Source organism: Streptomyces sp. NPDC021020 (assembly GCF_044333285.1).
Lineage (GTDB): Bacteria > Actinomycetota > Actinomycetes > Streptomycetales > Streptomycetaceae > Actinacidiphila.
Map to the genome: position 1 here is coordinate 284,802 of NZ_JBIRQQ010000012.1, position 16,823 is coordinate 301,624.

9 protein-coding genes are annotated in these 16,823 nt (G+C 75.1%); 6 read left to right on the forward strand and 3 right to left on the reverse strand.

Annotation, left to right across the window (positions count from 1 at the left end; all coding sequences use genetic code 11):
* The first annotated feature begins 42 nt into the window (after nucleotides 1-42).
* From tmk to ACH4SL_RS31695, 3 genes are all read left to right on the forward strand, one after another.
* Nucleotides 43-3,108 carry a dTMP kinase gene (tmk, locus tag ACH4SL_RS31685; RefSeq protein WP_398451980.1) on the forward strand — a complete coding sequence of 1,022 codons (3,066 nt, stop codon included), beginning with the start codon at nucleotides 43-45 and terminating at the stop codon, nucleotides 3,106-3,108.
* Between the two features lie 256 nt (nucleotides 3,109-3,364).
* Nucleotides 3,365-6,733 carry a BTAD domain-containing putative transcriptional regulator gene (locus ACH4SL_RS31690; protein ID WP_398451983.1) on the forward strand — a complete coding sequence of 1,123 codons (3,369 nt, stop codon included), beginning with the start codon at nucleotides 3,365-3,367 and terminating at the stop codon, nucleotides 6,731-6,733.
* 86 nt (nucleotides 6,734-6,819) lie between these two features.
* A complete protein-coding gene (locus ACH4SL_RS31695; RefSeq protein ID WP_398451987.1) occupies nucleotides 6,820-7,527 on the forward strand; it encodes a DsbA family oxidoreductase in 708 nt (235 codons plus the stop codon).
* Between the two features lie 172 nt (nucleotides 7,528-7,699).
* On the opposite strand, the gene ACH4SL_RS31700 is transcribed toward ACH4SL_RS31695, so the two are convergent.
* A complete protein-coding gene (locus ACH4SL_RS31700) occupies nucleotides 7,700-9,631 on the reverse strand; it encodes a sigma-70 family RNA polymerase sigma factor (RefSeq protein ID WP_398451990.1) in 1,932 nt (643 codons plus the stop codon).
* A 336-nt stretch (nucleotides 9,632-9,967) separates the two neighbouring features.
* The gene (locus ACH4SL_RS31705) at nucleotides 9,968-10,735 is read right to left on the reverse strand and encodes a TetR/AcrR family transcriptional regulator (protein ID WP_398451993.1); all 768 of its coding nucleotides are present in this window, start codon (nucleotides 10,733-10,735) and stop codon (nucleotides 9,968-9,970) included.
* Nucleotides 10,736-11,044: 309 nt separating this feature from the next.
* Between ACH4SL_RS31705 and ACH4SL_RS31710 the strand changes: the two genes are divergently transcribed.
* Nucleotides 11,045-12,496, forward strand: coding sequence for an NAD(P)/FAD-dependent oxidoreductase (locus ACH4SL_RS31710; RefSeq protein WP_398451996.1), 1,452 nt, complete (start codon nucleotides 11,045-11,047; stop codon nucleotides 12,494-12,496).
* A 127-nt stretch (nucleotides 12,497-12,623) separates the two neighbouring features.
* Entirely contained in the window at nucleotides 12,624-14,348 is a 1,725-nt protein-coding gene (locus tag ACH4SL_RS31715) for a SpoIIE family protein phosphatase (RefSeq protein ID WP_398451999.1), read from the forward strand.
* A 30-nt stretch (nucleotides 14,349-14,378) separates the two neighbouring features.
* On the opposite strand, the gene ACH4SL_RS31720 is transcribed toward ACH4SL_RS31715, so the two are convergent.
* On the reverse strand, nucleotides 14,379-15,668 hold the full coding sequence (locus tag ACH4SL_RS31720; RefSeq protein ID WP_398452002.1) for an MFS transporter: 1,290 nt from the start codon (nucleotides 15,666-15,668) through the stop codon (nucleotides 14,379-14,381).
* A 126-nt stretch (nucleotides 15,669-15,794) separates the two neighbouring features.
* On the opposite strand from ACH4SL_RS31720, the gene ACH4SL_RS31725 reads away from it, so the two are divergent.
* Nucleotides 15,795-16,355: a MarR family winged helix-turn-helix transcriptional regulator gene (locus ACH4SL_RS31725; RefSeq protein ID WP_398452005.1), complete on the forward strand. Its 561-nt coding sequence runs from the start codon at nucleotides 15,795-15,797 to the stop codon at nucleotides 16,353-16,355.
* Nucleotides 16,356-16,823 lie beyond the last annotated feature (468 nt).

Here is a 16,823-nt window from a genome sequence, read left to right on the forward strand (position 1 = left end):
GGGGGACCCCGGCGGTGAGGGGTGGGGCGATAGGCTAAGGGAATGACGCCACCCACCCCGCAGCCGCAGCCCGCTGAGGTCTCGCCCGCGTTCGCGGACGACCTCGCCGCGGATTCGCGCGACCGCGCGGTCCGCGCGCTCCTGAGGATCCCGCCGTTGCGCAAGCTCTGGAACGCCCAGATGACCGGCGCGGTCGCGGACCGCCTCGGCCTGCTGGTGCTGATCTGGCTGACGGTGCAGGCGGCAGCCGGAGTCGGTGCCTTCGGCGGAGGCTACCGCGGGGTCGCCTTCGCGACCGCCGCAGTCTTCGCCGCCCGGCTCGTGGCGACGCTGCTGTTCGGCGCGGTGCTGCTCGGCCCGCTGTCCGCGGCCACCGCGCAGGGCGGTCCGCTCGACCGCCGCTGGACGATGATCGGGGCCGACGGCGTACGCCTCGCGCTCTTCATCATCGCCCCGCTGTGGGTGACATGGACGCCGGGCAAGGCGTACGTCTGGCTGCTGGCCACGGTCTTCGTCACCGGCGCGGCCGAACGGCTGTGGGCCGTCGCGAAGGACGGCGCCGCGCCCGTGCTGCTGCCGCCGCCGGGGGACACCTCGGTGCGGCCCGCACCCGACCACCTGGCCACGCTGCACCGCCTCGACCTGCGCACCAGCTTCGTCGCGCTGCCCGCCGCGGCCGCGTCGATGGTCGTCATCACCCTCGTCAACACGCTGATCGCGACCGGCGTCACCTGGTTCGACCTGCACCAGGTCGCGCTGTCGTCGTACGTCGCCGCGGGCCTGTTCTCGTCGTCGATCGCCGTGCTGTCGGCGCTCGAACTGCCCTCGGGCACGGCGGCCCGGCCGCGTTCGCCGCTGGAGGGCCTGCGGCTGCCGAAGGGGCCCGCGGGCGCCGAGAACGGCAGGACCGGTGTGCTGCCGCTGCTGGTGCTGTCCACCGCGGCCGTCGCCGGTGCGATCGCCGCCGCCGTCTCCGTGGCGGTGCTGCACGCCGCGGCCATGGGCTTCGGGCCCACCGGATTCGCGCTGCTGGTCCTGGTGCTGACCGCCGGCACCGTCGTCGGCATCCGGCTCGCGCCGCGCGTCCTGCCGGGCCTGTCCCGGCGCCGGCTGCTGCCCCTCGCGATCGGCCTGACCGGCATCGCCCTGCTGCTGACCGGTCTCGTCCCCGACCCGACGACGATGCTGCTGCTCGCGCTGCTGGCCGGCGTCACCGCCGGGGTCAGTGCCAACATCGGGCACACCCTGGTCGAGCTGGAGGCGGAGGAGAGCCGCCGCGCCCGCACGACCGAGCACCTGCAGGCCGTCGCGCGCGCCGCGCTCGGCGCCGCCGCGGTCTGCGCGCCGCTGCTGGCCGCCGCGATCGGCCCGCACCGTATCGACAACGGCCGCTTCACCTTCGACCACGCGGGCGCCGCGTACACCCTGATGCTGGTCGGCGCGCTGCTGCTGCCGGTCGCCGCGCTCGTGCTCGGCAAGACCGACGACCGCGGCGGCGTTCCGCTGCGGCGCGACCTCCGCGAGGCGCTGCGCGGCGCCGACCCGGCGACCGCGCCCGCCGCGACCGGCTTCTTCATCGCCGTCGAGGGCGGCGACGGGGCCGGCAAGTCGACGCAGGTCGAAGCGCTCGCGAGCTGGATCCGGGCCAAGGGCCACGAGGTCGTCGTCACCCGCGAGCCGGGCGCCACGGCCGTCGGCAAGCGGTTGCGGTCGATCCTGCTCGACGTGTCCTCCGGCGGCATCTCGCACCGCACCGAGGCACTGCTGTACGCCGCCGACCGCGCCGAGCACATCGACACCGTCGTCCGGCCCGCCCTCGAACGCGGCGCCGTCGTCATCTCCGACCGCTACATCGACTCGGCGGTGGCCTACCAGGGCGCCGGGCGCGACCTCGCGCCCACCGAGATCGCCCGTATCAACCGCTGGGCCACCGAAGGGCTCGTCCCGCACCTCACGGTGCTGCTCGACGTCACGCCCGAGATCGCCCGCGAGCGCTTCACCGAGGCGCCCGACCGGCTCGAATCGGAGCCGCCGGAATTCCACCAGCGCGTGCGTGCCGGATTCCTGACGCTCGCCGCCGCCGACCCCGGCCGCTACCTCGTCCTCGACGCGGGCCAGGACCCGGAGGCCGTCACCACGCTCATACGGCACCGGCTCGACGAGGTGCTGCCGCTGTCCGAGCAGGAGATCGAGGCCCGCGCCGAGGCCGAGCGCAAGGCCGCGGAAGAGGCTGCGCGCCTCGCCGCCGAGGAGGCCGCGCGCAAGGCGGAGGAGGAGCGGCAGGAGCGCGAGCGCCGCGAGCAGCTGGAGAAGCTCCGCCGCGAGGAGGAGGAGCGCCGCCTCGCCGCCGAGGAGGCCGCCCGGCGGGAGATCGCCGAGCGCAAGGCCGCCGAGGAGGCGGAGCAGGCGCGCAAGCGCCAGGAGGAGGCGGACCGGCTCGCCGCCGCGGAGGCCGCGCGCGTCGCGGCCGAGGAAGCAGCGCGCGAGGCCGAGCAGGCCCGGCTGCGGCAGCTCGCCGACGAGCAGGCCCGGCTGCGCGCCGAGGCCGAGGCCCGGCGGGTGGAGAAGCAGCGCAAGGCGGAGGAGGCGCTCCTTCGCGCGGAGGCCGCGCGTGCGGCGGAGGCCGAGCGCAAGCCCGAGCCCCCGGCCGAGCCGGATGACGCGACCACGGTCGTCACGCCCGTCGTGCCCGAGGAGTCCGACGCTCCGTCGGACGAGACGACGACGGTGCTGCCCGCGGTGCAGGAGCCGTCCGAGCGCGGCTCGGACTCCGGTTCCGGCTCCGACGAGACCGCGGTGCTGCCCGCCGTGCAGGACGAGCCGAAGCGGGAGGGGTCGTCGGACGAGACGACCACGATGCTTCCGGCCGTCCAGCAGCCCGCCGGCCCGCCGCCCACGCCGGGTACGGCGCGCGACAGCGACCCGGCGGACCGCGTTCCGCCGTGGCTCTTCCGCCCCGAGACGCCCGAGACCGAACGCACCCGCGAACTCCCCGCGGTGCGCCGCCCCCGCCCCGACTGGGCCGAGGAAACGCCCCTCGACGACCTCCCCACCCTCGCGGACGAACTCCTCGGCCCCCACGAGGACGACGACCCCCGTCCCCGCTAGCCCCTGCGGGCGGCCGGGGCCCGTTGCGGCGGGGCTTGCGGCTTCCCGCCGCGGGGGTGCCCGCGCCTGGCGGCGCGGGGTTTGCCCGCCCGCACCACCCGTGCGGGTGAGACGTCGTCTGACGGTCCTCCTGTGGGGCGAAACCACCGTCGGCGGCGAGCCCGCCGTACAACCCGGAGTGGCACCCGACCCCACCCACCGTACGCAGTGCGCGACGCCCCGCCGGGTACGCCGGGGGACAAGGGAGAATGCCGGAGTGCGTTATTTCGTGCTGGGGGTCACCGAGGCGAGGGACCGCGACGGTGCCCCCGTCGCGCTGGGCGGCGGGCGTGTACGGGCGCTCACCGCCGCGCTGGCCCTGAGCCCCGGCCGCCCCGTCCCCACGGACACCCTCATCGAGTACGTATGGGCCGCCGACCCACCCGCGGACGCGCCGGGCGCGCTCCAGGCCCTGGTCGCCCGGCTGCGCAAAGCGCTCGGCCGCGACGCCGTGACGTCGGAGCCCGGCGGCTACCGCCTCGCGGCCGAGCCCGACGCGGTCGACCTCTTCGTCTTCGAGCGGCTCGTCCACGAGGCCGAGGGAGCCCTCGCGGCAGGCGACCCGCGGCTCGCCTCGGAGGTCCTGGCCCGCGGCCTGGCCCTGTGGCGCGGCCCCGCGCTCGCCGACCTCCCGGAGCGCGCCGTCCCCGCCGCCCGCCCCGAGGCCCTGCGCCGTACGGCCCAGCGGCTCCGCGTGGACGCGGAATTCGCGCTGGGCCGCGCCGCCGACGTCCTGCCCGAGCTGCGCGAGGCCGTCCTCGCGTACCCCCTCGACGAGGTCTTCCGCGTCCAGCTGATCAGCGCGCTGCGCGCCACCGGCCGGACCGCCGACGCCCTCGTGGCGTACGAGGAGACCCGCGAGACGCTCGCCGACGTCCTGGGCGCGGACCCCGGCCCGGAGCTGCGCGCCCTGCACGCCGACCTGCTGCGGCAGGGCGAGGAGCACCCCCCACCGACCAGCACCCCGCGCGCACCGCAAGCCCCCGACCGCCCGCGGCCCGCGGGCAACCTGCGGGCCCGCCTCACCAGCTTCGTCGGCCGCGAGGCCGATCTGCGCGACCTGGACGCGGACATCGCCCACGCCCGCCTGGTGACCCTCACCGGCCCCGGCGGCACGGGCAAGACCCGCCTCGCCCAGGAGGCCGCGGAAGCGGCGGCCGCCGGCTTCCCGGACGGCGTGTGGCTCGCGGAGCTGGCCCCGCTCGACGACCCCGGAGCGATCCCGTACGCCGTGCTGAACGCCCTGGGCCGCCGCGACGCCCATGTCCTGGGCGCCGGGCCGATGCGGCCGGAGCCGCACGGCGAGGACCCGGTGGCGCGGCTGCTGGAGCACTGCGCGTCCCGCCGCCTGCTGCTGGTGCTGGACAACTGCGAGCATCTGATCGAGGCGGCGGCGACGCTCACCGCCGAGCTGCTCGCCGCCTGCCCCGCCGTGACGGTGCTGGCCACCAGCCGCGAGCCGCTGGGCGTCCCCGGCGAGCTGGTCCGCCCGGTCGAGCCGCTGCCCCTCCCCACGGCCCACCGCCTGTTCGCCGAGCGCGCCGCCGCCGTACGGCCGGGCGCGGCCCCGTACGCCGACGGCGCCGCGGTGAGCGGGAGCGCCGCCGAGGACGAGGCCGTGACGGAGATCTGCCGGCGGCTGGACGGGCTGCCGCTGGCGATCGAGCTGGCCGCCGCCCGGCTGCGGGCGCTCACCCCGCAGCAGATCGCCCAGCGGCTCGACGACCGCTTCCGGCTGCTGACCAGCGGCAGCCGCACCGTGCTGCCGCGCCAGCAGACGCTGCGCGCGGTCGTCGACTGGAGCTGGGAGCTGCTCGCGGACGGCGAGCGCACCGCACTGTGCGCGCTGAGCGTCTTCGCGGGCGGCTGCACGCTGGACGCCGCCGAGGCGGTGTGCGGCGCGGACGCGCTGGAGACGGTCGCGCAGCTCGTCGACAAATCCCTCGTCGTGGCGGACCTGCGGCCGTCCGGCAGCGGCGGCGACCCGGCCGCGGACGGCCCGCACGTCCGCTACCGGCTGCTGGAGACCATCCACGAATACGCCGTCGAACGGGCCGCCGAGCGCCCCGCCGAGCTGGCGCGCGCCGCCCGCGCGCACACCGCGTACTACCGCGACCTCGCCCGTACCGCCGACGACCACCTGCGCGGCGCCGACCAGCTGCGCTGGCTGGAGGTGCTGGAGGCCGAGATGGACAACATCCGGGCCGCGCTGCACCGCGCGATCGAGGCGGGCGACGAGCCGGACGCGCTGGCGATCGTGCTGGCCATGGGCTGGTTCTGGTGGCTGCGCAATTACCGCGACGAGGCGGACGGCTGGCTCGGCCGGACACTCGCGCTCAGCGAGGACACACCCGAGGACACCGGCCACCCGCTGTACTGGCCGCGCACCGACGCGCTGATGACGCTCTTCTTCGTCAAGAGCGACCAGGGCTCCGAAGCGCAGTTCGCCACGCCGCAGTGGATCGCCCTCGCCGAGCGCCTGGAGCGCGCCTACCGCCACGGCGGCCCGCACGCGGCGCGCTTCCCCGGCATCGTCTGGCCCTTCACCGCCTACGTCGTGCACGGCGGCAAGGAGGTCCTGCTCGGCGGCACCCCCGAGATCCGCCGCAACACGGCGGCGGTCGTCGCCAACTGCCGCGCCTACGGCGACGACTGGGCGCTGGCGACGGCGCTGCTGCTGCACACCCACATGGCCGTCGACTCACCCGGCGGCCTGCCCGCCGCCGACGCCGGCCGCGCCGAACTCGCGGAGCTGACCGACCGGCTCGCCGACCGCTGGATCCTCGCGCAGGCCCGCGGCGCCTCCGGCGAGATCGCGATGGCCCGCGGCGACTACCGGGCCGCGCGCGCCGACCTGGAGGAGGCCCAGCGGCTCGGGACCGAGCTGGGCGCCTTCGCCGAGTCCGCGTTCCTGCTCGCCCGGATGGCCGAGATCGCCTACCGCGACGGCGACCACGAGGAGGCGCACCGGCTCCTGGACCGCGCCGACGACGCGGCCGAGCGCTACACCGTCTGGGACGCGCGCACCTACGTGCGCTATCTCGCGGGCACGATGCGGCTGCGGGAGGGGGACGTGACCGGGGCGCGCCGGATGTGCGAGCTCGCGGCCGGGCACGTCGGCGACGGCACCCCGCCGCCGGTCTTCCACGCGCTGCTCGCGAGCCTGTCCGCACGCATCACCACCGCCGAGGGACGGCCCCGCGCGGCCCTCGGCGAGCTGGACCAGGCGCTGCGGCTCGCCCTCGCGGCCGGCCCCACCGAGCTGGTCGTCGGGTCGATGCTGGACATCGCCGCCGAGGCGCTGGCCGCCGCCGGCGACGCGTACTCCGCGGCCCGCCTGCTGTCCGCCGCCGACGCCGTACGGGGCCCGCTCCCACGCAGCTCCCCCGAACGCGAGGCCGCCGACGCGGTCGCCGCCCGTACGGCCGAGGCCCTGCCCCCGGCGCGGCTCGCGGAGGCGCGGGAGCGGGGCGCGGCGCTCGACCCGCAGACGGCCGCGGATCTGATCGCCGCCCTCGCGGTGGCGCCCGCGGACCCCGTCGACCCCGCGGACCCCGCCGACCCCGCCGACCCCGCCGGGGAATAGCCGCGGCGGGCGGCGGCCTTATGCACTTGAAGCTTCAAGGAATACTGGAGCGCGGCCGCAGCCCCCACCGGAAGTGAGAAGAGCCCGTGAAGGTCGAGATCTACTCAGACATCGCCTGCCCCTGGTGCTACGTGGGCAAGGCCCGCTTCGAGCGCGCGCTCGCGGCCTTCCCGAAGGCCGCCGCCGTCGAGGTCGTCTACCGGCCCTTCCAGCTCGACCCGTCCGCCCCGCACGAGCCGCGCCCGCACCACGACGTGCTCGCGGCGAAGTACGGGCCGCAGGCCCGCGCCATGGACGCGCGCGTCACGGCGCTCGGCGCCGACGAGGGCATCACCTTCGACTTCGACACGGTGCTGGAGAACAACTCGCTGCTCGCCCACCGCCTGCTGCGCTTCGCCCTCGACACGTACGGCCCCGCCGTCCAGACCCGCCTCAAGGGCGCGCTCATGGCCGGCCACTTCGGCGAGGGCCTCGACATCGGCGACCGCGCGCAGCTCGCCGACACCGCGGTCGCCGCGGGCCTCGACCGCGACGCCGTCACCGCCTTCCTCGCGGGCGACGACCTCACGAAGGAGGTCCTCGCGGACATCGACGAGGCCCGCGCACTCGGCATCTCCGCGGTGCCGACCTTCGTCTTCGAGGGCACGTGGGCCGTCCAGGGCGGCCAGGAGACGTCCGTCTTCCTCCAGGCGCTGGAGCAGATCTCCCGCGAATCCGCGGCCCCGGCCGCGGAGGAAGCCGACTCCTGCGCGGACGGCGCCTGCGCGGTCCCCGCGCCGGGAGAGCGTTTTTAGGGGCGCGGGGAACTGCGCGCTCAGCTCCCACCGGGGCGCGGGTAGTCACCGTCCGAAAGGGGCAGTTGCTGTCGTTTCCGGACCACCGGCCGGTGGTGGGTCGCTCGCGCAGTTCCCCGCGCCCCTGGTGGTTGCCCCGCGCGGCAAGCGCAGCCTCCCCGCGCGGCAAGCGCTACGCGCAGGTGAGGACGGAGTCCGCCCAGTCCGCGAGGCCCGTGCGGTCGCGAGGCGAAGCCTCCGGGGTGACGGTGAGCGTGATCGTCGTACGGCCCGCGAGCGGGACGTGAACAGGTACCGCGGGGTCACCCGCGTGCAGGACCGGCGAGGTCCAGAGCCGCTTGCCGTCGCCGTCCACGGCGAACCGCACGCCCGTCCGCAGCCCGCGCCCCAGATCGTCGACGCCCGCCATCGCGTCGTACGCGAGGCACGACCGGTTGAGGTCGATGGTCACGCTCGACGGCGCGTGCACGCTGATGCCGTGCGCGAACGCCGTGCCGTCGATGCGGAGCCCCCAGCGGTCCCACCACCAGCTGCCCGCGGCGAGGCCGCCGAGGCGGATCGTGGGCTCGTCCCGACTGCCCGGCAGGCCGCTGACCCGCAGCGAGTTGACCTTGTACGTGACCGGCGCCGCCGTCGGCTCGACGGTGGGCGGCGGGGTGGGCGCCTCGGTGGTGGGCGTTGGCGTCGGCGTGAGCGTCGGCTCGTGCGTCGGCTTCGGGGCGGGCGGCGGGGGCGCCGGGTGCGTCACCGCGGGCTCGGGCGGCGGCGGGGTCGTACGGACGGGTGACGGCGGCGGCGGTGGCGGCTTGGGCGCGGGCTTGGGCTGCGGCTCGGGAGAGGGCGGCGGGCTCGTCGCCGCGGGCGCGGCGGGCGGCGCCGGAACGGGCGGCTTGGCCTCCGGCGTGTGCTTGCCGTCGCCGCCCGCGGTGAGGGCGAAGGCAGTCGCCGCGGCGGCCACCACCACCGCCGCCGCGATGCCGATCTTGGCGGGCAGCCCGAGCCCCTCGCTCGCGGCCCCGCCCGCAGCGGCGGACCCGCCGGAGCCCGAGCCAGCGGCGGCGGCCGCGGCTCCACCCGCGGCGCCCGCGGCGGCAGCACCGCCCGCGACGACCGCGACGCCCGCGGCCTTGGCGGCGTAGACGGCGGCGAACCAGCCGATGTACGCGACCGGCAGCAGGCCCTTGAGCGTCGAGTTGAGGTCGGCGAGTTCGAGGGAGGCGGCGGTGCAGCGCTCGCAGTCCTTCAGATGCCGGTTCAGCTCGCGGTCGGCGCGCATCCGCAGGCCGCCGCGCGCGTGCGCGCCGAGCCGGTCGGCGTACCGCGCGCAATCCCCGGCCCGGGTCAGGGCCGAGCTGACGTGCGCCTGCAGGTACGCCTGGCGCAGCCCCTCCCGGGCGCGGTGCGCGAGGACAGCGGTGGCGTTCGCCGTCAGCCCCAGCAGCGGCGCGATGTCGCTGGGCGACTCCTCCTCGACCGCCGTGTGCCACAGCACCGTCTGCCACCGCTCGGGCAGCGTCCGGAAGGCCGTGATGGCGAGCGACTGCTCGGCCTGCCGCATGGCGCGTACGTCGGCGGCCGGTTCGCTCGCGGCGGCCCCCGTCCCGGCGCCCTCCGCGGAGACGGCGAAGACGGCGAAGTCCTCGACGAGCTGCTCGCGGCGCGCGCTGCTGCCCCACGACGCGGCGACCCGGCGCACGGTGGTGAGCAGGTACGCGCGCACCGCGGACTGCGGCCCGCTGCCGCCCCGGATGGCCTGGAGCGTACGGGCGAACACCTCGCCGGTGAGGTCCTCCGCGGTGTGCGTGTCGCGGCAGCACGTACGGGCGTACCGGCGTACGGCCTGGGCGTGGCGCCGGTACAGCTCCTCGTAGGCGCTGTCCCGGCCGGCCCGGACCTGGTCGACGAGCTCGGTGTCGGAGCGCTCGGACTCCGCGTGCCCCCGCGCGTCGTCCGGCGTACTGCCGCGCGGCGCGGCGTACACCGGGTCCGGACGCGCTGCCGGGTCGCGCTGACCCGGGACCCTGCGGGGCGGCTCCTCGCCGGCGCCGCTTTCCACGCTTTCCGCGGCAGCGGAGGCGCTGGTCTCGCCGTTGGCCTCATCCACGCGCCAAGCGTGGCACAACCGGGCCCCCGCGGTCCCCGCGCCCGTACGGAACCACCCTTCCGTGGGCCATCGTTCACGCTTCCTCCACCACCCCGCGGGGGGCTGCGCCTGCGGCGCAGGGCGCCCTGAAGGGGCGCGGGGAACTGCGCGCTCAGCCCACCACCGGCCGGTGGTCCGGTACGGACCGTACTGCCCCTTCGGGCCGGTGACGACGTGACGGCACGTCGTGGCTGTTCGCGCAGTTCCCCGCGCCCCTAAAAACGCTCACCCAGCGCCGCAGCGCAAAACGCTCACCCCGCGCGGCAGGGCGAAACGCTCACCCCGCGCGGCAGCGCGTCAGCGGGAGCGGAGGCCCTCCAGGAGGATGTCGAGGAGCCGCGCCGACGCCGCCGCCTGCTGCGCAGCATCCGGCAGGGACGGAGCCGCCGTCGCGATGACGAGCAGCACGTCCGCGACGGACACGTCCGCCCGCAGCTCCCCGGCGGCGCGGGCCCGCTCCACGAGCTGGCCCACCACGTCGAGCAGCGTGCGTATCCCGTCCTGCTCCTCGATCGCGTCGTGCGCCCCCGCCCCGGCGGCGGAAGTCGGCACCGGAGCCGGGGCCGGAGCGGCCGGCGCGTGCTCGCGCAGGACCCCGGCGAGGACCGCGTCCTCGCCGGAGCGCACGCGCTGCTGCGGCACCCGCGCCGCGTCGTCCTCCGGGCCGTCGTGCGGCTGCACCCGCAGCACCTGCGGCGGCAGCAGCCGGCCCGCGCCGGACGCGACGGAGGTGCGCAGGAAGCGGGCCAGCGCGGACCACGCCTCCTCCTCCTGGCCGAGCGCGGCGCGCGCCTGTTCCGTCAGCCGCGCGGTCTCCTCCTCGGCGATCCGCCGGACCAGCACGTCCTTGCTCGGGAAGCGGCGGTAGACGGTGCCGACCCCGACGCGGGCGCGCCGCGCGACGTCCTCCATCGGCGCGCCGTAGCCGAGTTCCCCGAAGACCTCGCGGGCGGCGCGGAGCACGTGCTCCAGATTGCGCTGGGCGTCCACCCGCAGGGGTGCCGCCCGGCCCGTGCCGCTGTCCGCGGCCGTGGCAGATGTCAATTTTGCGAACTCGAGATGCATATGTGTCTCCCCCGGTAATCCGGTTGTCTCCCCCCGGAGACTCCCCACCCTTAAAGATCGTGCACGCGCGTCACCGCGCAGCACTACGAGAAACGAACATAGTTGAGGCTGCGTCAAGAATGAAGGGGGTGTGATCCGTGGGACAGGAGATCGTTCCGTGCGGGGGCGGGCGGCTTCCCGCGTCTGCGGCGTTTGCCCGATGATCACCCCATGCGCCTACGGGCTCCCGGCCTGCGAGAACGCCCGTTCCGGCGAATCGCGCCGTCCGCCCTGTGGACAAACGGTGTCCGCCCATTGCGTCATGGAGCAATGACGACGGAGTCGGCGGCCATGGCCAGGGCAAGCACACCGCGCATTCTTGTGGTCGGCGGTGGTTATGTCGGCATGTACACGGCGCTGCAGCTCCAGCGAAAGCTGCGGCTGCAGCGCGGCGAGGCCGAGATCATGGTCGTCGAGCCGCAGCCGTACATGACCTACCAGCCGTTTCTTCCCGAAGCGGCCGCCGGATCGATCTCCCCGCGGCATGTCGTCGTCCCCCTGCGCCGGGTCCTGGACCGCTGCCGGATCATCGTCGGCGAGGTCCGCTCGGTCGACCACGACAAGCGCGTCGCGACCGTCGTCACGCCCGCCACCGAGGAGGAGGGCGGCGGCGCCACCGAGATCGGCTACGACCACCTCGTCCTCGCCCCCGGCTCGATCGCCCGCATCCTTCCTGTCCCGGGCCTGGCCGAGTACGGGATCGGCTTCAAGACCGTCGAGGAGGCCATCGGGCTGCGCAACCACGTGCTCGAACAGCTCGACATCGCCTCCTCCACCCGCGACGCGGACGTCCGCGAGGCGGCCCTGACCTTCGTCTTCGTCGGCGGCGGCTACGCGGGCGTGGAAGCACTCGGCGAGCTGGAGAACATGGCCCGCTACGCCCTGCGCTACTACCACAACGTCCGCCCCGAGGACATGAAATGGGTGCTGGTCGAGGCCACCGACCGCATCCTCCCCGAGGTCGGCGAGCGGCTCGGCCGCTACGCCGTACGGGAGCTGCGCGGCCGCAACATCGACATCCGCCTGGAGACCCGGCTGGAGTCCTGCGAGAACCGCGTCGCCGTCCTCTCCGACGGCTCCCGGCTGCCGACCAGGACGGTGGTGTGGACCGCCGGCGTCAAACCCGCCCCGCTGCTCGCCGCCACCGGCCTGCCGCTCGACGACCGCGGCCGGCTGCGCGCCGACGCCACCCTCCGCGTCACCGGCCACCCCGGCGCCTGGGCGGCAGGCGACGCGGCCGCCGTCCCGGACCTCACCGCCGACCGCCCGGGCGTCCTGTGCGCGCCCAACGCCCAGCACGCCGTACGCCAGGCCAAGGTGCTGGCCCGCAACATCGTTGCCGAGCTGCACGGCGAACCGCTGACCGAATACCGCCACAAGTACGTCGGCTCGGTCGCCTCGCTCGGCCTGCACGAGGGCGTCGCCCTGCTCTACGGCCGCCGCCTCACCGGCTACCCGGCGTGGCTGATGCACCGCGTCTACCACCTCAGCCGGATGCCGACCGCGAACCGCAAGTCCAAGGTGCTCGCGGAGTGGATCCTGTCCGGCCTCTTCAAGCGCGAGATCGTCTCGCTCGGCTCCCTGGAGCACCCGCGCGCCGAGTTCGAGCACGCGGCGGGACGCGACGGCGACACCCCGGGCGGCCCCGCGGGTCCGGGCGGTGGCACCGGCGGCGGCCCGGACCGCCCGACCCGCGGCGACACCGACCCGCCAGGCGCATGAGCGCCCCCGGACGCGCCGGGCGCACCACGGCGCGATTCCCTCGCAGGCCCACATTCGGCCACACTGGACGGGTGACGACCCGTGCGGCAGCACCTGCAAAGAGTGACAAATACGAGGAATCGGACGTTTGAACCTCACGCGTTGGAGCGCCCGGCTCCCCGGAACACAGCGACGCGGAGCCGTCCCGGCGGCCCGCGGCAAGACCGCCGACCCCGCCGCCGCACCGGCGGGTGACACGACCGGCGGCACCGGCGCCGCCCCCGGCGGCTCCGCCGATCCCTCCGCCGCAGGTCACCCGGGCACCTCCCAGGAACGGCCGCCCACCCTCGACGGCGCCGGCGCGGCCGTCGCCGCGATGCTCAGCCAGCTGCCCGCGCTCATCGCCGTCACCCACGGGCCCGACCACACCCTCGGCTTCGTCAACGACGCCTACACCGACGTCTTCGGCCCCCGCCCCACCGGCGCCCCCGCCCGCGACGCCCTGCCCGAACTCTCCGAACTCGGCCTGCTCCCGCTCATGGACCAGGTCCTCCGCAGCGGCCGCCCGCGCACGGTCAAGGCCCGCAAGGTCACCCGGGCGGACCACGCCGCCGTCACCCGTCAGGGTTACTTCACCTTCACCTGCACCCCCGTCCACGCCGACGACCCCGACCCCGCCCGCCGCGGCGTCCTGGTCTTCGCCGCCGACGTCACCGACCAGGTCCAGTCCGCCGAGCGCCTCCGGGAGAGCGAGCGGCGCATCCACGAGACCGCCGTCACCCTCCAGCGCAGCCTGCTGCCCCAGCAGCTCGAACAGCCCGACGACCTGCGCCTGGCCGCCACCTACCAGCCCGGCGGCACCGACGCGGCCGTCGGGGGCGACTGGTACGACGTGATCACCCTCGGCGCCGGCCGCACCGCCCTCGTCATCGGCGACGTCATGGGCCGCGGGGTCCGCGCCGCCGCCGTCATGGGCCAGCTCCGCACCGCCGTACGCGCCTACGCCCGCCTCGACCTGCCCCCGCACGAGGTCATCCAGCTCCTCGACGGACTCGCCGCCGAGATCGACGCCACCCAGATCGCCACCTGCGTCTACGCCGTCCACGACCCCAGCGAGGGCCGCCTCGCCTACGCCAGCGCCGGCCACCTCCCGCTCCTCATCCGCCACCCGGACGGCACGGTCGAGCGCACCGACGAGCCCACCGGCCCCCCGCTCGGCACCGGCGGCTGGACGCACCACTCCGCGACCGTCCCCTTCGGCCCCGGCTGCACCGCCGTCCTCTACACCGACGGCCTCATCGAGCGCCGCGGCGAGGACATCGAGGACGGCGTCACCACCCTCATGCGCGCGCTCGCGGGAGCCACCGGCGCCCCCCAGGTCATCTGCGACCGCCTGCTGCGCGCCCTCGGCGTCACCGGCCAGCACGACGACGACGTCGCCGTCCTCGTCCTGCAGTACCCCGACCACACCGGCCACCCCGACGGCGAGGTCTTCCGCAACGCCTCCCTCGACCTGCTCGGCGGCATCGAGGCCGCCCCCCGCGCCCGCGCCTTCGCCACCGGCGTCCTCGCCTCCTGGCGCTTCCCCGTCGAACTCCGCGACCTCGGCGTCCTCGCGGTGAGCGAACTCGTCGCCAACTCCCTCAAGCACGGCACCCCGCCCATGAGGCTGCGCCTGCGCCGCACCGACCGCCGCCTGGTGATCGAGGTCACCGACGGCGACGAGCACCTGCCGCACCGCCGCCGCGCGGAGCCCGCAGACGAGGCGGGCCGCGGCATCTCGATCATCGCGACGATCGCCACGTCCTGGGGCTCCCGCCGTACGCCCGGCGGCGGCAAGGCCGTGTGGTGCGAATTCGCCCTCCCGGGCTGAGACGAACGGGTTCGCCGCGCCGGAGGGAGGTCAGGCCACCGGGGCCGGCGCGGGAGCCGGCTCGTTCGCGGGGTGGACGGCCACCACGCGGGAGCGGTGCGGCGCGTCCTGCCCGGCCGTGAGCGTACGGCCCAGCCGCACCGCCAGCACGGAGACACCGAGCGAGCAGCCCACGAGCAGCATCACGTACACGTCGTACGCCCCCGCGGCGGCGACAAGGCCGCCCACCGCGGGCCCGATCGCCAGCGCCAACTGCTTGACCAGCGCAAACGCCGCGTTGTAGCGCCCGACCATGCCCTCGGGGGCGAGATCGGCGACGAGCGGCGACACGGTCGGCGCGAGCATCGCCTCACCCAGCCCGAACAGCGCGTACGTGCTGATGATCGCCACGACGGCCACCGCGTGGTGCCCGTGCAGGAGCCCGGACGCCCCGGCGACCAGCCAGGCCACAGCCCAGACCACGCCGACAACCGAGATCACCGCGCTGCGCCGCCGCCGCTCGACGAGCCGCAGCACCACGAACTGCGCGAGCACGATCGCCGCCGTGTTCGCCGCCAGCGCCACACCGAGCATGGCGGGCGAGATCCGCGTGACGGTCACCGCGAAGGCGGAGAGCCCCGACTCGAACTGCCCGTAGCACGCGAAGAACAGCACGAAGCCGAGCACGCACAGCAGCACCATGGCGCGGTGCCGCAGCAGCACGCTCCAGCCCCCGCCGGACGCACCCGGGACCCGCTCGCCCGCGCCGGCGGCACGCGGCAGCCGCACGGTGGCGACGACCGCGCCGAGCACCAGGAACATCGCCGCCTCGATCGAGAAGAGCCGGATGAACGACGACGGGTGCGCGGTGTCCACGATCAGGCCGCCCATGAGCCCGCCGACGCCGAGCCCCAGGTTGGCCAGGAAGAACTGCGTCGCGAACGCGCGCGAGCGGGTCGCCGGCGTCGAGCACCACACGATCATCGTGGCCAGCGCGGGCTGCACCACCGAGACGCCCGCGCCCAGCGCGCCCGCGGCCGCGATCACCACGGCCTCGCTGCCGGACAGCCCGAGCCCGAGCGACCCCACGGCAGCGAGCACGGTCCCCGCGACCGCGACCGGTACGGGCCCGCGCCGGTCGATGGCGCGCCCGGTGAGGGGCAGCACGAAGAGCGCAGCGACGGCGAAGGCCGCCAGCACCAGACCCGCGACCCCGGCGCCGAGCCCCCGCACCTGCGCCACGTACACGAAGGTGAAGGGCACGGTGAAGCCGTTCCCGAAGGCGCTCAGGGCGTTCCCCAGCTGAATACGGCGCAGCGCGGCGCCCATGGCGTTGTTCACGGCTCTCCCTCCGGGTGGTCCCGATCGGTACGGCTTCGGTTCGAAGACTTGATGACTAAAGTTCGAAGCTAAAGACTACATGCCGAAGGGCTTTAGAGCAAAGCCTTCCGTGCCATACTCGGGAGCATGACCTCAGCCGCAGGCTCGGCCGGTGCGCCCCAGGAACTGGACCTCGACGCCCAGATCGCCGCCTACCAGCGCGAATTTCCCGAGGTCGACCCCCAGATCGAGAAGGTCGTCACCGCCCTGGGCCGGCTCAACCGCCGGATGAACGTCGCGTACGGCCGGCAGCTCGTCGACCTCGGCATCAGCAACGCCGAGTGGGAGGTCCTCAAGGCCCTCGTCGTCGTCGGCACCCCGTACCAGCTGGGCCCCGGCGACCTCGCGAAACGCCTCGGTCTCACCCCGGCCGCCATGACCCACCGCATCGACCGGCTCGTCACCGAGGGCCTGGTCACCCGCGAGCGGGACGAGGCCAACCGCGTCCGCGTCATCGTCGAGCTGACGGACGAGGGCCGCGAGAAGTGGCTCCAGACCATGCGCCTCGCCGCGGCCTTCGAGGACGACCTCCTCCAGGACCTCACCACGGCGGAACGCGCGACCCTCGGCGACATGCTCACCCGCCTCCTGCGCCGCGTCGAGACCAGCCAGCCCGACGCCGGCGGCCGCCTGGAAGACCTCGACTGACCTCCCTCCCGCCAGGCCGTGGGGGAGCCCCGCCGGGGCCCTGAACACCGGGGGTTGACACACCCGGCAGGCGTGCGTAGTGTCCTCCGGGTTGTCCGACGTGAGCGCCGATCTCTGGTCGGTCCCCGGACAGCCATCCCGCAGGAACCATCTCGATTCGACCGTGTCGACGGCCGCTGTGCCGTCGTCCTCACTGTCGTCCCGTCGTGTGTTTTTACGGAATGCAGGCAGGCTTTCGCTCGACCGGCCGATTTGGCCGGAGCGAAGGAAGTCCGCTAAAGTCTCACTCGTCGGAACGGCCCAACAGCCGGAAAGACAAACCCCGCTGACTGGGGGTCAGGCACTGGAAAGCGTCTGATAGAGTCGGAACACGACGAAGGGAAAGCCCGGAGGGGCCGGTGAAACGGTCTCGAAGGAAGCTTCCGTTCCTTGAGAACTCAACAGCGTGCCAAAAGTCAACGCCAGATA

Bases quoted from the DNA above. Each gene is read 5' to 3' on its own strand.
- tmk (WP_398451980.1), top strand. From the start codon at position 43: ATGACGCCACCCACCCCGCAGCCGCAGCCCGCTGAGGTCTCGCCCGCG.
- ACH4SL_RS31705 (WP_398451993.1), bottom strand. From the start codon at position 10,735: ATGCATCTCGAGTTCGCAAAATTGACATCTGCCACGGCCGCGGACAGC.
- ACH4SL_RS31710 (WP_398451996.1), top strand. From the start codon at position 11,045: ATGACGACGGAGTCGGCGGCCATGGCCAGGGCAAGCACACCGCGCATT.
- ACH4SL_RS31725 (WP_398452005.1), top strand. From the start codon at position 15,795: ATGACCTCAGCCGCAGGCTCGGCCGGTGCGCCCCAGGAACTGGACCTC.